Annotated in this window: 25 protein-coding genes; 12 read left to right on the top strand and 13 right to left on the bottom strand. The window is 64.6% G+C overall.

Features of this window, described 5'->3' with window-relative positions; genetic code table 11:
• The first annotated feature begins 256 nt into the window (after window positions 1-256).
• A complete protein-coding gene (locus AC0L20_RS25050) occupies window positions 257-400 on the top strand; it encodes a hypothetical protein (RefSeq protein ID WP_473293368.1) in 144 nt (47 codons plus the stop codon).
• Window positions 401-482: 82 nt separating this feature from the next.
• Window positions 483-722, top strand: coding sequence for a YjiS-like domain-containing protein (locus AC0L20_RS25055; protein ID WP_473293369.1), 240 nt, complete (start codon window positions 483-485; stop codon window positions 720-722).
• Between the two features lie 130 nt (window positions 723-852).
• Here the strand turns inward: AC0L20_RS25055 and AC0L20_RS25060 are convergent, their stop codons facing one another.
• The 4 genes from AC0L20_RS25060 to AC0L20_RS25075 form a co-directional block, all read right to left on the bottom strand.
• A complete protein-coding gene (locus tag AC0L20_RS25060; RefSeq protein WP_473293372.1) occupies window positions 853-1,353 on the bottom strand; it encodes a GlcG/HbpS family heme-binding protein in 501 nt (166 codons plus the stop codon).
• A 28-nt stretch (window positions 1,354-1,381) separates the two neighbouring features.
• Window positions 1,382-2,029, bottom strand: coding sequence for a hypothetical protein (locus tag AC0L20_RS25065; protein ID WP_473293374.1), 648 nt, complete (start codon window positions 2,027-2,029; stop codon window positions 1,382-1,384).
• Window positions 2,030-2,056: 27 nt separating this feature from the next.
• Entirely contained in the window at window positions 2,057-2,965 is a 909-nt protein-coding gene (locus tag AC0L20_RS25070) for a DUF1259 domain-containing protein (RefSeq protein WP_473293378.1), read from the bottom strand.
• A gap of 95 nt (window positions 2,966-3,060) precedes the next feature.
• Window positions 3,061-3,189 carry a hypothetical protein gene (locus tag AC0L20_RS25075; RefSeq protein WP_473293382.1) on the bottom strand — a complete coding sequence of 43 codons (129 nt, stop codon included), beginning with the start codon at window positions 3,187-3,189 and terminating at the stop codon, window positions 3,061-3,063.
• Between the two features lie 299 nt (window positions 3,190-3,488).
• Between AC0L20_RS25075 and AC0L20_RS25080 the strand changes: the two genes are divergently transcribed.
• The 3 genes from AC0L20_RS25080 to AC0L20_RS25090 are packed head-to-tail and all read left to right on the top strand — an operon-like array spanning window position 3,489 to window position 5,920.
• Window positions 3,489-4,523, top strand: a complete 1,035-nt coding sequence (locus tag AC0L20_RS25080; protein ID WP_473293386.1) for a Cj0069 family protein — start codon at window positions 3,489-3,491, stop codon at window positions 4,521-4,523.
• 3 nt (window positions 4,524-4,526) lie between these two features.
• Window positions 4,527-5,123 (top strand): ABC transporter ATP-binding protein, encoded by a 597-nt coding sequence (locus tag AC0L20_RS25085; RefSeq protein ID WP_473293388.1) that lies wholly within the window; start codon window positions 4,527-4,529, stop codon window positions 5,121-5,123.
• Window positions 5,120-5,920 carry an ABC transporter permease gene (locus AC0L20_RS25090; protein ID WP_473293390.1) on the top strand — a complete coding sequence of 267 codons (801 nt, stop codon included), beginning with the start codon at window positions 5,120-5,122 and terminating at the stop codon, window positions 5,918-5,920. The genes AC0L20_RS25085 and AC0L20_RS25090 overlap by 4 nt, the downstream gene beginning before the upstream one ends.
• A gap of 12 nt (window positions 5,921-5,932) precedes the next feature.
• Here AC0L20_RS25090 and AC0L20_RS25095 read toward each other — a convergent pair whose 3' ends face one another.
• From AC0L20_RS25095 to AC0L20_RS25105, 3 genes are all read right to left on the bottom strand, one after another.
• The gene (locus AC0L20_RS25095; protein ID WP_473293532.1) at window positions 5,933-7,114 is read right to left on the bottom strand and encodes an MFS transporter; all 1,182 of its coding nucleotides are present in this window, start codon (window positions 7,112-7,114) and stop codon (window positions 5,933-5,935) included.
• Between the two features lie 115 nt (window positions 7,115-7,229).
• The gene (locus AC0L20_RS25100; RefSeq protein ID WP_473293392.1) at window positions 7,230-8,597 is read right to left on the bottom strand and encodes an NAD(P)-binding domain-containing protein; all 1,368 of its coding nucleotides are present in this window, start codon (window positions 8,595-8,597) and stop codon (window positions 7,230-7,232) included.
• A 47-nt stretch (window positions 8,598-8,644) separates the two neighbouring features.
• Window positions 8,645-8,962: an ArsR/SmtB family transcription factor gene (locus AC0L20_RS25105; protein WP_473293533.1), complete on the bottom strand. Its 318-nt coding sequence runs from the start codon at window positions 8,960-8,962 to the stop codon at window positions 8,645-8,647.
• 126 nt (window positions 8,963-9,088) lie between these two features.
• Between AC0L20_RS25105 and AC0L20_RS25110 the strand changes: the two genes are divergently transcribed.
• The 3 genes from AC0L20_RS25110 to arsC are packed head-to-tail and all read left to right on the top strand — an operon-like array spanning window position 9,089 to window position 10,546.
• On the top strand, window positions 9,089-9,451 hold the full coding sequence (locus AC0L20_RS25110; RefSeq protein ID WP_473293394.1) for an ArsR/SmtB family transcription factor: 363 nt from the start codon (window positions 9,089-9,091) through the stop codon (window positions 9,449-9,451).
• The gene (locus AC0L20_RS25115) at window positions 9,444-10,148 is read left to right on the top strand and encodes an aquaporin (RefSeq protein ID WP_473293396.1); all 705 of its coding nucleotides are present in this window, start codon (window positions 9,444-9,446) and stop codon (window positions 10,146-10,148) included. The genes AC0L20_RS25110 and AC0L20_RS25115 overlap by 8 nt, the downstream gene beginning before the upstream one ends.
• On the top strand, window positions 10,145-10,546 hold the full coding sequence (arsC, locus tag AC0L20_RS25120) for an arsenate reductase (glutaredoxin) (protein WP_473293398.1): 402 nt from the start codon (window positions 10,145-10,147) through the stop codon (window positions 10,544-10,546). The genes AC0L20_RS25115 and arsC overlap by 4 nt, the downstream gene beginning before the upstream one ends.
• Window positions 10,547-10,573: 27 nt before the next feature.
• Here arsC and AC0L20_RS25125 read toward each other — a convergent pair whose 3' ends face one another.
• The 3 genes from AC0L20_RS25125 to AC0L20_RS25135 form a co-directional block, all read right to left on the bottom strand.
• Window positions 10,574-11,551, bottom strand: coding sequence for a tripartite tricarboxylate transporter substrate binding protein (locus AC0L20_RS25125; protein ID WP_473293400.1), 978 nt, complete (start codon window positions 11,549-11,551; stop codon window positions 10,574-10,576).
• Between the two features lie 75 nt (window positions 11,552-11,626).
• Window positions 11,627-12,532 (bottom strand): VOC family protein, encoded by a 906-nt coding sequence (locus tag AC0L20_RS25130; RefSeq protein ID WP_473293402.1) that lies wholly within the window; start codon window positions 12,530-12,532, stop codon window positions 11,627-11,629.
• 16 nt (window positions 12,533-12,548) lie between these two features.
• Entirely contained in the window at window positions 12,549-13,541 is a 993-nt protein-coding gene (locus AC0L20_RS25135; protein ID WP_473293404.1) for a zinc-dependent alcohol dehydrogenase family protein, read from the bottom strand.
• Between the two features lie 111 nt (window positions 13,542-13,652).
• Here AC0L20_RS25135 and AC0L20_RS25140 point away from each other — a divergent pair, with 111 nt between their 5' ends.
• The 3 genes from AC0L20_RS25140 to AC0L20_RS25150 all read left to right on the top strand — a co-directional run bounded on the left by AC0L20_RS25140 (window position 13,653) and on the right by AC0L20_RS25150 (window position 15,957).
• The gene (locus AC0L20_RS25140) at window positions 13,653-14,354 is read left to right on the top strand and encodes a GntR family transcriptional regulator (RefSeq protein ID WP_473293406.1); all 702 of its coding nucleotides are present in this window, start codon (window positions 13,653-13,655) and stop codon (window positions 14,352-14,354) included.
• A gap of 94 nt (window positions 14,355-14,448) precedes the next feature.
• On the top strand, window positions 14,449-15,312 hold the full coding sequence (locus AC0L20_RS25145; protein WP_473293408.1) for a fumarylacetoacetate hydrolase family protein: 864 nt from the start codon (window positions 14,449-14,451) through the stop codon (window positions 15,310-15,312).
• A gap of 66 nt (window positions 15,313-15,378) precedes the next feature.
• Window positions 15,379-15,957, top strand: coding sequence for an amino acid synthesis family protein (locus AC0L20_RS25150; RefSeq protein WP_473293410.1), 579 nt, complete (start codon window positions 15,379-15,381; stop codon window positions 15,955-15,957).
• A gap of 110 nt (window positions 15,958-16,067) precedes the next feature.
• On the opposite strand, the gene AC0L20_RS25155 is transcribed toward AC0L20_RS25150, so the two are convergent.
• Both AC0L20_RS25155 and AC0L20_RS25160 read right to left on the bottom strand, forming a co-directional pair.
• Window positions 16,068-16,829, bottom strand: coding sequence for a hypothetical protein (locus AC0L20_RS25155; RefSeq protein ID WP_085395547.1), 762 nt, complete (start codon window positions 16,827-16,829; stop codon window positions 16,068-16,070).
• A gap of 15 nt (window positions 16,830-16,844) precedes the next feature.
• Window positions 16,845-17,033 (bottom strand): hypothetical protein, encoded by a 189-nt coding sequence (locus tag AC0L20_RS25160; protein WP_027516916.1) that lies wholly within the window; start codon window positions 17,031-17,033, stop codon window positions 16,845-16,847.
• 254 nt (window positions 17,034-17,287) lie between these two features.
• Between AC0L20_RS25160 and AC0L20_RS25165 the strand changes: the two genes are divergently transcribed.
• Entirely contained in the window at window positions 17,288-18,274 is a 987-nt protein-coding gene (locus AC0L20_RS25165; protein ID WP_473293412.1) for a DUF2336 domain-containing protein, read from the top strand.
• On the opposite strand, the gene AC0L20_RS25170 is transcribed toward AC0L20_RS25165, so the two are convergent.
• Window positions 18,271-18,615 carry a DUF1491 family protein gene (locus AC0L20_RS25170; RefSeq protein ID WP_473293414.1) on the bottom strand — a complete coding sequence of 115 codons (345 nt, stop codon included), beginning with the start codon at window positions 18,613-18,615 and terminating at the stop codon, window positions 18,271-18,273. The two genes, AC0L20_RS25165 and AC0L20_RS25170, sit on opposite strands and share 4 nt — an antisense overlap.
• Window positions 18,616-18,656: the final 41 nt, after the last annotated feature.

Genomic DNA, 18,656 nt, shown 5'->3' on the forward strand with positions numbered 1-18,656 from the left:
CCAAGGAGGCCGTTATGTCGAGATTAGCGATCGTGTTAATGTCGGCACTTTCTGTGACTTCTGCCACCGCGCAAGATGCTGCGTCCGGACGATCGCACGAGCCGGCCGCTGCCAGCGCGTATGAAACTCAGCCTTTCCTATTTGATGGACGGATGCGGGGCGACGGCATGAGGCAGCGAGGGCCTGCCGACGATCGTCACCCCAACGCCGGTGCCATTGGCGTGCAACCGAAAGCAAACGAGCCAAGGCGCGAACGATGAGCCCGCGTGCCCGCTTTGATCTGCCCGCCCAGTTGTTCGCCGCCGACGAGGTGATCAATTGCGCCGGTAATGTCTCCGATCGGCCTATCGCCTCCAGCTTCCAGATCAGCGGATCGCTTGTGCGGCAGAGACGAGCATGATAGCAGGAGCCATCGGGTCAAACACAACCGCCCGACCAGCTTTCGAGCCAAGCGTTGTTTCGCTCCATTACGGAGGTGAAACATGTCTTGCGACAGCACCACTGGCTCAATCTGCACATCCAACGCAGCCTTCGTTCCTTCTCCAAACCCTGGATGGTTCTGGAAACTCACGCTCGCGCTGCTGGACGGCATCATACGACGCCGCCAATACGACGAGCTTCTCGAACTGGACGACCGCCTTCTCGCGGACATCGGCTTATCGAGAACAATCGTTGGGGAAGCTCGACGGTGTTACTTCTCAGGTTGGCGCGACGATCGGTGATCGTCATATCCTGTCGATGAGCGGCCACACCTGAGCGTGCACAGGCGGCGCGTCTGTTCATCCTTGCGGATCAGACGGCCGCCAAGCCAGCGAAAAGGCTAACGGACTTCTTAACCGCGATCCTTACGCCTCAGAAGTCCAGCTTGTCGCGTATGGCGTCAATTCCGGCTTTCGCGCAGGCTTCGTCCGCGTCGCCGCCCGGCGCGCCGGACACGCCGACCGCTCCGACCAGGGAGCCGCCCGCTTCGACGATCAGTCCTCCGGCGATGACGACCGCTCCGGGAAGGTTGCGAATGCCCGCCTGCATCATGCCGGGCTGGCTGATCGCATTCAGCTCGGTCGTGCTGGTCTTGAACGAGGCAGCTGTCCACGCCTTGCCTGCTGCCGTCGAGGGCGTGTGAGGGCCTGCGAAACGGTCGCGCAACATCACTTGCGTGACGTCGAAGCGATCGACGACGGCAACTGCAATTTGGTATCCACGGGTGCGGCAGTTCGCCAACGCAGCGCGCGCAAGATCGAGCGCCAGTTCCGGACCGAGTGATTTGTAGGCGACCAGACCTTCCTCCGCCCGTACCGGACAGATGGACGCAATCAGCAGGGCCGTCGCGACCGACAGGCATCGAACGTTCATGGCAATCTCCGGCAAGGGTGACCAAACGCTATTTGATCTCACCATATGTCAGATCATCGAACAGGGTCACGCTATCTGCCTTGGTCCACAGGCCGATCATGCCGGCGTCCGGAAGGGTGGCGTCTTCCACCTCGAACAATTGCTTTCCGTCATAGCTCACCTTGAACCGACTTCCCGCAAAGTCGCAGCGCAGCACGTGCCATTGCCCTGATAACACCGGCGCGCCGACGCCATAGCCGCCTCTGCGACCCACGATCTCAAGTGATGTTCGGACGCCATTGATCGTCTTGTAGAGAACGACATTGTCCTCCAGCGCATTAGCCCGGACCACGTAGTAATTATCGGCATCCTTCGCACGCCAAATGACTCCCGCGGCGCGGTCCTCGGAGCCGGCAACGGCCTTGAATTTCACCTCGACGAAGCCGTCGCGGATGGAGCTATCGCGCTTGATGGCGAGGGGAAACGTCGCCCGTCCGGATTGCTTGAGAACGTTCGGCTGGCTTGGCGCCGTGGACTCGGCTTCGACGGTCCATTTCGGCTGTCCCTTGCCGGTCATCGTCAAAGTCCAACCTTCGGGCGAAGTTCCGGCAGCAGCGTTGTCGAAATTCAAGGTCTCGGCCATGGCGTTCCCTCCCACGAACAAAGCCAGCATGGATGCCAGCGCAAGCTTGTCCACGAGCTTGTCCACGTGCTTGTCCATGCATCAGCCCTTCGTGCTCGCCGTCTTGTCGAGTGCCGCACGGAGGCCCTCCGCGAGCTTGACGGCGTCGTCGTTGGCCCAGAAGTGCATGAAGAAGAGCCGCGGCTGTTCGTCCAGCATGTGGCTGTGCAGCGCCGTTACCTGGACGCCGCGGGTCAGCAGCGCCAGGATGACCGGGTTCACCTCGTCACTCGTCAGCACGAAGTCGCCCGTGATGGCGGCCTTACCTGCGCCCGTCGGTTGGAAATTGATGGCAATCGCAACGCCCATTGCGGCGACGGGGGTCAGCAGCATGCCGTCTTCCGTGACGGGGTCGCGCCGCTTCACGTTGAACTGGTAGACGCCGCCATTCGCTTTCCCGTTCACTCCGATGATCTGGTCGAGTTTCGCCGTGTCGAGGTCGATGGCGGGCGGCGGGTTCGCCGGCGCCGTGACCGTCAGCGGGGTCTTGCTTTCGGCAAGCCCATCATGGATCGCCGAGGCCAATTTGACGGGGTCGCCGTGTCCGGCGACGTGCATGTAGAACGTTGCCGGGCTTGCACGCAGCAGATGATTGTGCACGGCTGTGATCTCGAGTCCGCTCGCGATCATCTTCGCCATGACGGGATTGATCTCGGTCTCGAGCAGCACGAGGTCGCCCATGACCATGGCACCGCCATGCGCAGGCTTGAACGCGATCCAGCCGCCAAGAGCCAGCGCCGGCTTGATCGCAACCCCATCCAACGTCACGGAGAGATCGCTGCGGGGAAAGCCGTAACGGCGGACGTCGTCCGAGACGGCGGGCTTGCGCCCCAGGGTCTCATCCACCTTCTGCCAGTCGGCATCCTGAGCATATGCCGGGATGAAGGGGCCGAAACGAAATGCAAGAAGACAGACACCAATGCCGACCACGGCCCAGATGATTCTTTTCATCGCGCTACTCCTTAGGCTTGGTTTCGCTGTTTGACCCGGTCGCCGCTGTCGACGACGGACCCGCCCCAGGTGAAGTCCGGTTCGCGATCTTTCCCCTACATCACGCCCACGAGGCGCGACAAAGCGCGGGCATCGACGCGCGCAGCGGTGCTGCGGTCGGCACGGGAGCCGAGCCGAAAAATCAAGCCCATCTGCCGGATGAAGTAGGGAATGTATGATGACATGCTGCGCCCTTGGTGATCAGGACGCGATGCTTGGGCATGTCGCCTCACGGGGAGATCGCACATCCCCGAGCCCCAAGTAAAAACCCGAGGGCGGCAGCTGTCAACGGGCGTAGGCTTCGGGTGGCCCACCAAAGCCGCCGGCGAACGTCACGAAGAATTCACCGCTCCGCGGAACCGCGCCAGCCACGTCTTGAAACTCGCGGACGGGCTCGTTAGTCTCCTTTGCATGGGGACAAAGCAGACTCCCCGTGAGGCCTCGGTCCAAGCTCTGCGCAGCACGCCATTCGTGGAGCTTGCGCATGGACACCGAACGACACCCTTCTCACCAACACACCGTCGCCATCCTCTCGCGAGGCGACGCTGCCGCGCGGCGGGACGCGACGGCGCAAAACAGCCGCTTCGCACAGCTTTTCGAAGCCCTCGCCGCCGTCGGTATCGAGGCGCGCCCGGCGATCTACGATGAAAGTTTCGCCGAGGACGTCCGTGAACAATTGCTCGGGGTGGACGGCGTGCTCGTCTGGGTCAACCCCATTCAAGACGGTCGAAATCGCGCCGGTCTCGACGCATTGCTGCGCGACGTTGCCGCACGGGGCGTGTGGGTCAGCGCTCATCCGGACGTCATTCTCAAGATGGGCACCAAGGAGGTACTGTATCGTACCCGCTCGATGGGCTGGGGAAGCGACACGACGTTATATCAAACCGCCGAGGCGATGCGCGCCGAGTTGCCGACGCGGCTCGCCGCTGGTCCGCGCGTGATCAAGCGCAACCGGGGCAATGGCGGCCAAGGCGTCTGGAAGGTCGAGAGTCTGCCGACCTCCTCCATGATAAAGGTGCTGGACGCCACCAAGGACGCGCCTGAGGAACTGACGCTGGATGATTTTCTCCGTCGCTGCGCGGAGTATTTCGAGAACGGTAGCGTGATCGACCAACCATTCCAGCCTCGCCTGAGCGAGGGCGTCGTACGTTGCTACATGGCAGGCGATCGCTGCGCCGGCTTCGGCTATCACAAAGTCAAAGCTCTGGTGGACTCGCCGGCCGCCAGTTCCGGGGCCGGACCTCGGCTTTATTCGTCCAACGCAGATCCGCGCTTCCAGCGGCTGCGTCGGTTGATGGAGGACGAGTGGACGCCGGAGCTGACCTCGTTGCTGGATATTGCGCGACATGACCTGCCAATGATCTGGGACGCCGACTTCATGCTTGGCCCGGTCCTTCCCGACGGGACCGACAGCTATGTACTCGGCGAGATCAATGTCAGCTCGGTGCATCCTTATCCGGACGAGGCGCCGGCGGAGATCGCCAGGCGAGTCGTCGATCGGCTCCGGCTCAAGCTTTGACACATGCTCTCGGTCCGCGCGCTCAAGCGCTTGCACATCTCCGTTTCATTCGACTTGCAGGACGGCGAATGCGTCGCCCTGCAAGGGGCCTCCGGCGTAGGCAAGACCCAGCTCCTTCGCTCGATCGCGGATCTCGATCCCAACGCAGGAATGGTCGAACTGGACGGAACGCTCAGGGAGGCGATGCCCGCCCCGGCCTGGCGCAAGCGAGTGACTTATGTCGCTGCCGAGCCGGGCTGGTGGTCAGAGACCGTGCAAGATCACTTCAGCGGCTGGGATGATGCCTTACCATTGGTCACGAGACTGGGGTTGCCGTGCAGTTGCGGTCCCTGGCCGATCCAAAGACTTTCGACTGGCGAGCGACAACGGCTGGGGCTGGTGCGGGCGCTGATGCTGCGGTCGCGGGTTCTTCTCCTGGACGAGCCGACATCGGCCCTCGATTCGGCATCAACGGCGGCCGTGGAATCCTTGATCGCGGAACGCATTTCGAATGGAACGAGCGTCGTTTGGAGCACTCACGACAACGCCCAGGCCCGCCGCGTCGGGTCGCGGGTCCTTGTGATGAATGTCGACGGTGGAATCGAGGAAAATCGGCCGTGAGTTACATTCACTTGGCATACGGCGATTTGATTCTGCCCGCGCTCCTTGTCGTCATGGACGGCGCTCTCTCGCTTGCTCTCCGCCTCAAGCTTGAAAAGCAACTGGCCATCGCCACCGTGCGGATGGTGCTTCAGCTGGTGCTCGTCGGATACGTACTGACGTTCCTGTTCGCCGCGGTGTCGCCGCTCTGGACCGCCCTCGCCGCCTTCATCATGGTTCTCTTCGCATCACGGGAAATCGTCGCTCGGCAAAAGCGACGCCTGCCGGGTATCTGGAGCTATGGCTTAGGAGCGGGATGCATGTTGCTCGCGGCCGGGACCGTCACGATGTTCGCGCTTCTGACGGAGCTACGCCCGGATCCGTGGTATCATCCGCGCTATGCGCTGCCATTGTTGGGCATGATCCTGGGCAACACCATGACGGGAATAAGCCTGGGCCTGGACGTGCTGACGAATAGCCTGGTGCGCGAACGGGCCGCTGTCGAAGCTTGCCTTGCTCTTGGCGGTACCCGGTATCAGGCGTTGCTGCCGGTCCTGCGGGACGCATTGAGAAGCGGCTTCATGCCAATCATGAACAGCATGGCTGCGATCGGCCTTGTCTCTTTGCCGGGGATGATGACCGGCCAAATCCTTGCAGGCGTCGAACCCATCGACGCCGTCAAGTATCAGCTCTTGATCATGTTCTTGATCGCCGGCGGGACGGGATTGGGAACGCTCGCTGCCGTGATGGGAGGCGCTCGCCTTCTCACCGATCATCGCCATCGATTGCGCCTCGATCGATTTTCCACTGCCGAATAGAATTGCGCGACCTCACATCGACTGCGCCCGAGCAGACTGGCCCTTCCGCGCCCACAGCAGCGCGAATGGACCCAACGCGATACCAGCCGCGAGGACGCTGAATGCCAAGAGCCAGCCGGTCGCGCTCTGCGGGCCGCCGGCTGCGTCGAGCGCGGCGCCGGTGCCCCAGGCGCCGACCGCCGACAGGCCGAAGCCGACCGTCGAATGCAGGGCCAGGGTCGCGCCGCGATGTTCGGAGACAGCCGCGGCCGACATGCCGGCGGTCAATGCGCCCGAATCCGCCGGCACGGTCAGGCCATAGGCAAGCAGCAGCAGCGCGAGCACCCATGCCGGCGCTGTCGCGTTGAGGCCGATGATGAGCGCGACGCAGGCCGACGCGATCATCACGACCTTGATCGCGCGATGGCGGCCGAACTTCAGCGCGGCCTCGTTGCCGAGGATGCTGGCCGGCATCGAGATCACCGCGAAGCAGAAGCTCAGCACGACGGGGCTCAACCATGACGGCGCGCCTTGGTGGGCGACGACGAAGGTCCAGAACCCGACCAGCCAGGTGCGGATGCCGTAGAGCTCGAAGCAATGAGCGCCGTAGCCGAAGATGTATCCGAGCGCCTCGCGGTTGGCGAAGACGGGCGCGAAGTTCAAGAGGCGTCCCGTCTTCGGCGCGGGCCGCTGCGCCTGCATCAGAAGGCACGCGACGACCATTGCGATAGGTCCAAAGCCGGTGACAAGGAAGGCGGTCCGCCATCCCCAGCGGTCGGCGATCACTTGCGCGACCAGGAACGAGAGGCCGACGCCGACCGAGAAGCTCGACGTGTACAGCGTGACGGCGCGCGAGGTGTCGCCGGGGGGAAGCCGGTCCGTCAGCGCCTTCAAGCCCGGCATGTAGGCGCCGGCAAATCCAAGCCCTGCCAGGGACCAGATCGCGGTCGCGGACCAAAACCCTTGCGCGAAGAGTCCGAACGCTGCGGTCGCCAGCCCGCTGACGATCGAGCCCCAGAGCAGGACGAGCCGCGCGTCGATCCGGTCGGTCAACGTCGTCAGCACGGGCACGGCGAGCATGTAGCCGAACGCGTAACCGCTCGCCATCAAGCCGCCTTCGGCCGCGGAAAGCCCCCACGCCGGCATCAGATGCTGCGCCAGATTCGCGGACAGTGTCACATGCGGCAGCAGATTGCCGACCTGGCCGATGCACATCACCGCGATCAGAGACCGCCCGCTCAAGTTACGAATGCTGTCCTCCCGCCCCCGAGCCGACACGGCGCACCAACCACAATGGGCAACTCTCCGGCTGCAGCTGCAAGACCCAACTTCATGAACAACCGCACCCCGAAGCGCCGGCCTTCTTCGCCGCTTCGTCGTCGGCGCAACAGGCCGTCGGTTCCTGCTTCGCCGGCCCACCGCAACATCCTGATGCGGCTCCGGCGGCTTCGACGCCGCCGCGCGAGCAGACGCCGGTCTCCGGCAGCACGAGCTCCACCCTTGCGGCGGCTTTCTTGTCGCCGGCGAGATCGGCTGCAATCGAGCGCACCTGCTCATACCCTGTCATCATGAGAAAGGTCGGCGCGCGGCCATACGATTTCATGCCCGCCATGTAGAAACCCGGCTCATCGTGCGCGAGCTCGCGCGCGCCGTGCGGGCGCACCGTGCCGCAGCTGTGCTCGTTGGGATCGATCAGCGGCGCCAGGGCGACCGGCGCTTCGATGGCGGGATCGAGCCGCAGGCGCAATTCGGACAGGAACGAAAAGTCGGGACGAAATCCGGTCGAGACGATCAGCTCGTCCACGATCACGCTTCGCGCACCGCAACCCGAGCCGGCCGCGATCTCGAGGCGGCCTTCGGAGTCCGACAGATGCGTGACGGCGAATTCCGTTTCGACCCTGATCTTCCCGGCGACAACGAGCGCGGCGAAGGCGCTGCCGAGCTCTCCGCGGGCAGCGAGCTTGTCATTCCGGCCGCCGCCAAACGCCTTGGCGGGATCGGCGCCGCGCAACAGCCAGATCGCTTGCGTCCCCGGCACCTCGCCCGCGAGATGCACGAGATCGATCAGCGTGCCCACCGCGGAGTGGCCGGCGCCGAGCACCGCAACGGTCTTGCCGGCATATCTGGCGCGGCCGGCACCACGGACATCGGGCATGCCATAGGCGATGTGGCCGGCGCATTCACGCTCGCCGATCGCGGGCAGACCATTGCCTCCGGCGGGATTGGGCGAGAACCATGTGCCTGATGTGTCTATCACGGCATCCGCGCGCAGCACGTCGGGACCTTTGCCGTTCTGGTAGCGGATTTCGAACGGCGCCTGCTCACGTCCCTTCGTCTTGGCCTTGTCGAAGCCGACGCGGCTGATGGCCGAGACGCGGCTGGATGTCCGGATCACCTCGCGCAGTGGCGTTCGCGTCGCAAGCGGCGTCAAATATCGATCGATCAGCTCGCCGCCGGTCGGATAGGCGCTCGGGTCCGGCGAATTCCATCCCGTCGGCGCGAGCAGGCGCGCCGCGGCCTTGTCGATGTTGTACTCCCACGGCGAGAAGAGCTGGACCTGCTGCCACTGGCGCACCGCGTGCCCCGCCTCTGGTCCGGCCTCCAGCACGACGGGGGACATGCCGCGTTCAAGCACATGCGCGGCCGCGGCGAGGCCGACCGGCCCTGCCCCGATGATGGCGACCGTCTTAGCGTTCATTCCACTTCTCCCATATTTCTAGAATTATGGAATAATTTGTAAAAAAATCACGCCGCCGTTTGCGTCGTCTTGCATCCGACTTCGTCCGCGCAGCACTCCGCCGCCAGGAAATCGACCAGGCCCCGCATGGCCTCGAAGTTCGCGTGGCAGATCAGCGTCGTCGATTCCCGCACCTGGCTGACGAGCCCGACCGAGACCAGGGTCTTGATGTGATGCGACAACGTCGACGCCGGTATCTTCAGCTTGTCCTGCAAGCGGCCGACGGGCATGCCCTTGTGCCCTGCCCGCACCAGGGCACGATAGATCTGAAGTCGCGTCCGGTTGCCCAAGGCTTCGAGGCGTGTTGCTGCGTCATCGATCTTCATGGCCGCCATGATGCACCCGCTGGTCCGCGCCGTCAACGATTCTTCTAGAAGATTCGAAATAGTGCGCCAGTGACCCGCTTTGGATTCAGATTGACGGAGCCTCCGTACTTCCATAAGTCTGGATATATGGAAACCGAAGAAGCCGTCCTCGCCCTCGCCGCCCTGGCCCAGTCGACTCGGCTGGAGGCCTTCCGGACGCTGGTCCGGCACGAGCCCGACGGCCTAGCGGCCGGCGATCTCGCCCGGCTGTTGGAGGTCCCCCAGAACACACTCTCGGCGCATCTGTCGACCCTGACGCGCGCACGCCTCGTCACCTCCGAACGGCACAGCCGCTCGATCGTCTACCGCGCCAACCTCGGCGAATTTCGCGACGTCGCGGTTTTCCTGCTGCGCGATTGCTGCGGCGGACGGCCGGAAGTCTGCGAGCCGGTCATCGAAACCCTGCAAGCCTGCTGCAAGCCGAGACGAAAGGAGCGAAGCCGTGCCTGATCAGTTCGATCTTCCGCGCCGCCTCGCGGCCGAGGCGCTCGGCACGGGCATTCTCGTCGCCACGGTGGTCGGCTCCGGCATCATGGCGGAGACGCTGACCAAGGATGTCGCGTTGGCGCTTCTGTGCAATACGTTGCCGACCGGCGCCATTCTGGTCGTCCTGATCACCGTGCTGGGACCGATCTCCGGCGCGCACTTCAATCCGGCAGTGACCCTCATCTTCACCGGCAAGCGCGAGCTGCCGGTGAACGACGCCGCACTTTACGTCGTCGCGCAGATCGCCGGCGGCATCGCGGGAACGGTGGCGGCGCATCTGATGTTCGGACTGCCGCTGCTCGATTTCTCGGCGAAGGTGCGAACCGGGGGAGCGCAATGGTTCGCCGAAGCCGTCGCCGCTTTCGGTCTGGTCGCGACGATCCTGGCCGGCATCCGGTTTCAGCGCACCGCCGTCTCCTGGCTGGTCGGCCTTTATATCACCGCGGCCTATTGGTTCACGGCCTCGACCTCATTCGCCAATCCGGCCGTGGCGATCGCGAGGTCGCTGACAAACACGTTCTCGGGCATACGTCCCGCCGACCTGCCCGGATTTATTCTCGCGGAGCTCTGCGGAGCCTTTGCTGCCATGCTGTTGATGAACTGGCTGCTCGGACGGCCCCAGGCGCGCGGCCCCATCCCAATCGCGGAGACCACCCGATGAGCGTCACGATCTATCACAACCCCGCCTGCGGCACCTCGCGCAACACGCTGGCGATGATCCGGCAGAGCGGCGTCGATCCGGACGTGATCGAATATCTGAAGACGCCGCCATCCCGCGAAACACTGGTCGAGCTCGTCAAGGCCCTCGGCATCTCCGTTCGCGCGCTACTGCGCGAGAAAGGCACGCCTTACAAGGAGCTCGGCCTCGACGATCCCAAATGGTCCGACGACGAGCTGATCGACCAGATGCTCGCGCACCCCATCCTGATCAACCGTCCGATCGTGGTGACCCCCAAGGGCACACGCCTGTGCCGTCCCTCGGAAGCCGTCATCGACCTCCTGGACCAGCCCATCGGCCGGTTCGTGAAGGAGGATGGCGAGGTGGTCGAGGCGCGATAGGCTTACGAAATCCCTGTCCTATTGGGATCAGATCTTCGGGATCTTCGCCCGCTCCACCACGCCGGTCCATTTGCTGATCTCGGTCTCGATCAGCTGCTTCATCTCCTCCGGCGAGCTGCCGCGAACCTCGCCGCCGACAGCGGTCTCCAGACGCTGCTTGAGGTCGGGATCCCTGAGTGCGTCGAGCGTCGCCGCGTTGAGTGCGGCCATGATGGCGGGCGGCGTTCCCTTCGGGGCCAGCAGGCCGGCCCAGGTGCGCACGTCATATCCCTTGATACCGGCTTCCTGAACCGTCGGCACGTCGGGCAACAATGCGGTGCGCGTCGGCGAGGTCACCGCCAGGCCGCGGATCGCACCGCCCTGGATCTGCGCGGCGAGCAGCACCGGCGTGCCGACGATCACCGGAACCTCTCCGCCGAGCAGCGCAGTGACCGCTTGAGAATCGCCGCGATAGGGCACGTGCACGATCTCGACGCTGGCGGCTGCGTTCAACAGCTCTCCTGCAAGATGGTGCGTGCTGCCGAAACCGACCGATCCGAAGGAGAGCGCACCGGGCTTCTGCTTTGCCATGGCGACGAGTTCGCCCAGCGATTTTGCCGGATAATCGCTACGCACAGCGATGACGAGCGCGTAATAGACCAGCGTCGAGATCATCTCGAAGCTCTCGGCCGGCTGGTAGGCGAGACTCTTGTAGGTCGCCGCGGAAATGGCGTGAGCGCCGGTGACGAGCCCGATCGTGTAGCCGTCGGGCGCCGCCTTCGCGATGGCATCCGCGGCGATGTTGCCGCCGGCGCCAGGCTTGGCCTCGACGATGATCGGCTGCCCGAGCTTTTTCGAGAGCCCGTCGGCGATGATGCGCGACAGCGTGTCGGCCGCGCCGCCGGCGGCAAATCCATGAAGCAGCCGGATCGGGCGCGACGGATAATTGTCCGCCGACGCCGAAGTGGTTGCGAGACAACCGCCAAACAGAAAAATCGCCGCAGCAAGCCGCTTCATCCTTCGCATGGATGCGTCCTCCCTTTTGATTGTTCTATCGTTGGCCGCGACGAGGCGGCGTTCTTCAAGTCGAGTTTGAATCCGCTAGCGGGCGAACTCCGTGCATTCAGGCGATGGCGGCATGCCCCAGACGTCGCGCGGCAGACCGACCCAGACTTTTGGCCGCTGCGGTCGATCGCGATGCCAGGGACGCGGTTCGAAATAGCCGAGCGCCTCGTCGGTCATGCGGTCGAGATCGAAGAACAGCTCGACCACATGCCCGTCGGGGTTGCGGTGGTAGATCGCCGTGTTATGGCCGGGGCCATGACGAACCGGCCCCCAGAGAACCGGCAGCTTGTGCCGCGCCAGATGATCGCAGGCTGCGTGCATGTGGGCGGCACCACGCAGCTCGAACGCGACATGATGCAGGCCACGGACGGGCGCGCGGGCGAAGTTCAGCGTGTGATGTTCGAAGCCGCTGCGCATGAACACGAAGCGATCCTCGATCCAGTCGGAAACCCGCAGGCCCATCATGTTCGCGTAGAACTCAGAGGCAGCGCGCGGATCGGGCGTGCCAAGCGCGACATGGCCGAGCTTGCTGACGGCAAGCGCACCGATCCGCTCCTGCGCGGGCGTCGGCTTCCAGCCCTGGATCAACTCGAAGCGCGTGCCTTCGGGATCGCTGAACGACAGCAGCCTGGAAACGCCAGGCAGGGGATCGCTATGCAGCTCGGGCCGCAGATCGGCCTGCTTCAGCGCGGCGCCGAGCGCCTCGATCTGGACATCAGGAGCTATCTCGAAGGCGATGCTCGTCAGCGCCGCATCGCCGGGTTCGATCACCAGCGAAAGCTGCTCGGCATCGTTGGCGAGGAAGATGCGGTTGCCGTCGCGGCCGACGAGGCCAAGACCGATCACGGCGCGGTAATAGTCGAGCAGCCGCTCGGGATCGGGCGAGGCGAAGCTCGCATGCCGCAGCCGGGTGAAGCGTGCAATGGGTGCTTGTGTCGTCATCGTGCAATCCACCCCCTCATGGCGTCATGATGATCTTGCCGAGCGCGGAGCCCTGCTCGAGCAGCGTGTGGGCCTGCCTGACCTCGTCGAGTTTCAGGACCGCCGAGATCGCCGGCTTGATCGCATTGCGGCTCAGCGCCTCGATCACGTTGCGCATGAGCGCGCGACGCCCGTCGCGATCGTGGTCGTAGATGTGGAAGGAGAAGCAGCGTATCGCCGGGCAGATGTCGAGATGGTCGCGCATCGCCGCCATCAGGTTTTCTTCCGGCAATCCGGCGAAGGCGTTGTACGACAGCAGCGTCCCCCATTTGCCGAGCGCGCCGAGATAGCCGGTGAACTCGGGCCCACAGACGTGATCGAGCACGAGGCCAACGCCCTCGCCATTGGTCAGCTCGCGGGTCCGCGCCACCACGTCTTCGCGGCGATAGAAGATGATTTCATCGGCGCCGTTGCTCCGCGCAAACGCGGCCTTCTCGTCGGTGGAGACCGTGCCGATGACATTCATCTGCGCGAGCTTGGCAAGCTGCACCAGCGAGGTGCCGACACCACCGGCAGCTCCGATCACCAGCACCCTCGCCGGTGCGCGCGGATGGCGGCACTCGTTCAGCAGCGCGTAAGCGACCTGGTAGTTCGACAGGCACACGGCCGCTTGCAGATCGACATTGTCGGGCAGCACGTGAATGGCGTCCGCGGGCGCGACCACATAATCGGCGTAGCAACCGCCGCGCTGCGACAGATCGCGCGCGCTCAGCAGCACCTTCTGGCCGATCGCAAAGCCCTCGATGCCAGGCCCGAGCGCGGCAATGCGGCCGGCGACGTCGTTGCCGGGATTGGCCGGCAGCGGCGGCATCCATTTGTAGACGCCACGCCGGATCAGCACATCGGGCTGCCCGACGCCGAACGCTTCGGCGCGGATCTGCACCTGGCCGGGTCCGGGCACAGGCACCGGAAGCTCGACCAATTCGAGTGCATCCGGCCCACCCGGCTGACGCACCAGCACCGCTCTCATGATGTCACACGCCTCCCAAGCCGTATTTTCGAAAATGATACCGATTACGAAAATTATTGCAAGTTGCTCGTTGGCGCGGCATGTTGAGCCATCGATTCAATGACAGAAACCATGTCCGAAAGCGCCATTCGCCCCCGCAAGGAATTCGGCAAGACCGTTGCCGCCGACATCACCCATCGGCTGCGCGCGGAGATCATTGCCTGCGGCCTGGCGCCGGGCGAGCCGCTGCGATTCGACGTCCTGCGCGAACGATTCGGCGTCAGTTTCACGACGCTGCGCGAGGCGCTGACGGCGCTTACGGCCGAAGGCCTGGTCGACGCGCAGGAGCAGCGCGGATTTCGCGTAGCGCCGGTCAGCCGCCAGGATCTGGTGGAGGTCACCGATGCGCGGGTGCTGATCGAGGTGGAATTGATCCGCCGCGCGATCGAGCGGGGCGACGACGATTGGGAAATCGCCGTCATCTCCACACTGCATAGATTGAAGCGAATCGAGCAGCGCGATCCCGAACATCCGCTGCGCGATCCCGAATGGAAGATCGCCCACCGCCAATTCCACCAGGCGCTGGTCTCCGCCTGCGGCTCGGCGACACTGCTCGCCATTCGCGCCGAGCTGTTCGATCGCGCCGAGCGCTATCGGCATCTCTCGGCCAATTTCCGGCCGCGTCCGCGCGACAAGGCCGGCGAGCACCAGGCGATCATGCAGGCCGCCATCTCGCGCAATCCGGATCTCGCTGTGCAGCTGATCGAGACGCATATCCGCTCGACCGCCGACAACGTGGCAACCTACGCCGCGCATCTGCTCGATATCGAATAGGCGGCAACGGCTTTTTACCGCCGTGGGCTTGCGCGCCGCTCCATTTTCGAAAATAATAGACAAGATCGAAAATGCCAACCTTTGAGGCGTGACCATGAAGCTGCTGTCGTTCTTGGACGGAAATCGGGAAAGCTGGGGCGCCGTTGTCGAAAATGGCGTCGTGGATCTCGGTCGCGCCCTGCCCCAGTACCCTGTTCTCGCGGACTTCCTCGGCAGCGACGACTATGCGCGGCGCGAGGCCATCGTCGCCGGGCACAAGCCCACGATGGCGCTGAGCGACGTCAAATATCTGCCGGTGATCCCGCGTCCGGAAAAGATCGTCTGCGCCGTGCGCAATTATCTCGACCACCACAATGAAGCCGTGGCGTTCGGCATGAAGCGCGAGATCACGGAATTTCCGCCGATCTTCCTCCGGGTCTGGCGCTCCCAGGTCGCGCACGACGCGCCGGTGATCCGGCCGAAGGTCTCGGACAATTTCGACTGGGAGGGCGAGATGGCTGTCGTCATCGGCAAGGGCGGCCGTCACATCAGCCAGGCCGACGCCTGGGATCACGTGGCGGGCTACTCGATTTACAACGACGTCAGCGTGCGCGACTGGCAGCGCCACGCCCAGCAGATCGCCTCCGGCAAGAACTTCGTCGGCACCGGCCCGTTCGGACCATGGCTGGTGACGCCGGACGAAATCGGCGATCCCACCAAGCTGAAGCTCGAGACGCGCGTCAACGGCGCGGTGGTGCAGTCGTCCGACACCTCGATGCTGATCTTCTCGATCCCGCGGCTGATCGAGTACAGCTCGACCATCTTCGATCTCGTCCCCGGCGACGTCATCGCCACCGGCACGCCGGCCGGCGTCGGCTTCACCCGCAAGCCGCCTGTCTTCCTCAAGCCCGGCGACGTGGTCGAGGTCGAGATCGAGAACATCGGCGTGCTGCGCAATCCCGTCGTCGACGAAGCATAGAGCCTGCGCATGTCGTCCCAAGACTTGTCGTCCCAAGACTTGTCGTCCCAAGAGGTGGCCCAAGACGTGTCCCATGACATCCGCAAGACCGCGCTCAGCGTCGAGACCATCTGGCACGAGCGCGGTCCCCGGCGGGAGAAGCCGCTGATGGTCGGAACGGCCGTCGCGGTGATCCGCAATCCCTTCGCGCGCCGCTTCGAACCTGACCTGATGCCGTTTCAGGCATCCTTGCGCGAGCTCGGGCGCGAGCTTGCAACGCGGCTGATCGCGCAGCTCGGCGGCGCCGCGCAGATCGAAGCCTATGGCAAGGGCATCATCGTCGGCGAGGACGGCGAGCTCGAGCACGGCGCGGTCTGGCACGAGGCCGGCGGCCAGGGCATGCGCGAGGTGCTCGGTCAGCCCAAGGCAATCGTCCCGGCGGCGAAGACCATCGGCGGTCCGGGCACGCGGCTCATGGTCCCGCTCGGGCACATTCACGCCGCCTATGTCCGCAGCCATTTCGGCACCGCAGAGATGACGCTATGGGATTCACCACGGCGCGACGAGATCGCCTTCGGTCTCGTGATGGCGACCGGCGGCCGCCCTCACGCGCGCATCGGCGGCCTTGCGGCATCCGCGATCTCCGTGCACGACGGGCAGCGTTGACGAGCACACGATGCGCTGAAGGATTTTGTCGGGAAGCTGCTGAAGCAGCGCGCTTAACCGACGCAATCAAGCGTCGGCGCGCTGCCGAAAATGATCAACCCTAGAAACGATCAGCCTTTCGAGACCACCGCGCGGCCGTAGGGCGGCTGGGCCGCGACCGGCGGGTTGGCGGTCTGGGCGGCGAGTTCGCCGATCAGGCGGTCGGCATCGGCGGCCATGCCGTCGGGCGCCTGGATCACCAGCCGCTCCAGCCCCCAGCGATAGGACGAGACGCGCTGCTCGAGGCACTGCTGCACCCACTGGATGATCAGCGAGTTCTCCTGCATGCGCTCGACCGCGTCCTCCTTCTCCTTCGGCGAGAGGGAGGAGACGCGCGCCATGCTGGCATTGCGCTTCTTGTCGAGATCGATGACGCGGATCGCGGAGGCGAAGAACGGCTCGAAGCGGGTGATGTCGTTGCGCACGTCCTCCATCAGCTGCGTATAGCGCGAAGAATGCGAACGGTGCGGCTCGTCGATCAGCGTGCGACCATACATGGTGCGATCGAACACGATCTTTTGTCGCCAGGGCGAGGGCAGCGCCTTGTAGTCGCCGAACACGCTCTTCCAGGCGGGCCGCGACAGCGGCGGCTCGATCAGGGGATAAGCGAGGTCGCGAAGCTGGCGCTCCTCGTCGGTGAGCTGGAATTGGGATGGCTTCAGGCCGACGCTGGAGGTGACTTCCGCGCCCAGCCAGCGATGCATGTCGTCGCTGCGCATATCGGCGCGGGTCCGGCCGAAATCGCCGCCACTACAGGCGGCAAGCGTCGCGCCCAGCACTGCGAGCATGATGGCCGTTACAACGGGCCGGATCTGGCGGAGGTTCTCCGGCATTGCAAAGGCCGAAGGCTAGCGGCGACGACGACGGCGCCCCGGCGCTGTGCCCTGCTCCGGCCCGTGATCGCCGCTGGTTTCGTCGCTCTCACGCTCGATGCGGATCACAGGAAGGATCAAAATCGTGCCCATGTCCGCGCGCGGAGCCACGTCCCCCGACGCGCTCACCCGGCGACCGGCCGGAAATTCGATGATGGTCCCCATATCAGCTCTCTTCAATTGCCGCGCGACCCGGCGCGCCTCTGCAACATGGAGATCATTAAGATCAGTTCATGGTTAACGGGGTGTAAACGTGCCGACGGGACCGTAACCGCACGGGCGGGATCCGCCGTCCCGTTGCGGCACGAGAACGCTTCAAATTGCCCGTTCGGCTTCACGCCTCGTTTTCCTTAACGAGCCTTTAAAGGAGCCCGCGATAGGCTGACGGCGAGTATCTCTTCCAGGTCGCGTATCTCTCCATGACCAAGTCGTTGTTTCCAGGATTCGACGGGCTGATGACCCTCTCCCGTCGCGAAGGCGTCGATGTTCGTCCGACGCTGCTGCGCGTGCTGACCGACCTCTATGTCCAGTCGAGCACCCATAGCGACGACGAGCAGCGCCAGTTCGTCGAGCTCGCCACACGACTAATCGACCAGGTCGACGACGCGACGCGCGCGGCCGTCAAGGCGCGGCTTGCGATCTATCCGTCGACGCCCGCGCCGATCATGCAGAAGCTCGGACTGTCGGCCGCGCAGGAGGGCCGCAGGGTTCCGCTCGCGCGCGAAATCCCGGCGCCCGTCCCGGCCCCCGCTCCTGCCCCCTTGCCGGTTCGCACGCCAACCGACGCCGAGCTGCGCATGGCCTCGAACATGGCGATGCAGCCAACGGACGCGGCCGATATCCACGACATGTTCTTCCGCGCCGGCGCCGCCGAGCGCGCGCTGATCCTGCACAATCTGGCGGAGACGCCGCTGAAGGCCGCGCCGCGGATTCCGACAGTCCGCGCCAAGCGCGCGATCCAGATCCTCGAGATGGCGGCGATCGCGGGCGATGTCGAGAATTTCACCTTCGAGCTCGGCGACAGCCTGATCCTGCCCTCGCGCGTCGCAGCCCAGATCGTCGACGATGCAAGCGGCGAAGCGCTCGCGGTCGCCGCGCGCGCACTCGACATGCCAAGCCCGGTGTTCCAGCGCATCCTGCTGTTCTTCAAGCCGGAGATCGGCAACTCCGTGACCGACGTGTACCGGCTGTCGCGGCTTTACGATCGTCTCAGCGACCGCGCGGCGCTGGTAATGCTCGCCGCCTGGCGCGGCTCGACGCTCGCCGTCACCCGTGCCAAGTACCAGCCGTCGCTGCACGACAGCGAGCGCCAGCGCGCGCGCATGGGCGCAAGCCAGACGCGCCCGGGCGTGCAGCCCGGCTCCGCGCCCGCGGTGCGGACGGGGACCGACGGATCGGATCGTTAGGCCTTCGCCAATTCGAGAAAATGCCGCCCGGCGCGGTCTTCAGTCTCGACGATCCAGATGTCGGAGTCGAAGCGGATCTCCTTGGTCAGACGCTCCTCCACCACCGGCTCCGGCATCGGCTGCGGCGCAAGCGGCACGAAGAAGCGATCAACCGGCCGACCGTCGTCATAAGAGGTCTGCGGCGCGGGCACATAGAGCATCGCGTTGCCGTCGAGCAACGAGACCTTCACGAACACCGCACCCGCCTCCTCCGCGCCGCGACGACGCACCGCGCCGTACACGCCCTCGGTCTGGCACCGGCGCAAATAGGCTGAGACCCAGATATTTGATTTCAAACGCATGGAGGCCACGATAGGACAGCGCGGCAATCAGCACCAGCCTT

The sequence above is a fragment of the Bradyrhizobium sp. Kon58 genome (genome assembly GCF_055807455.1).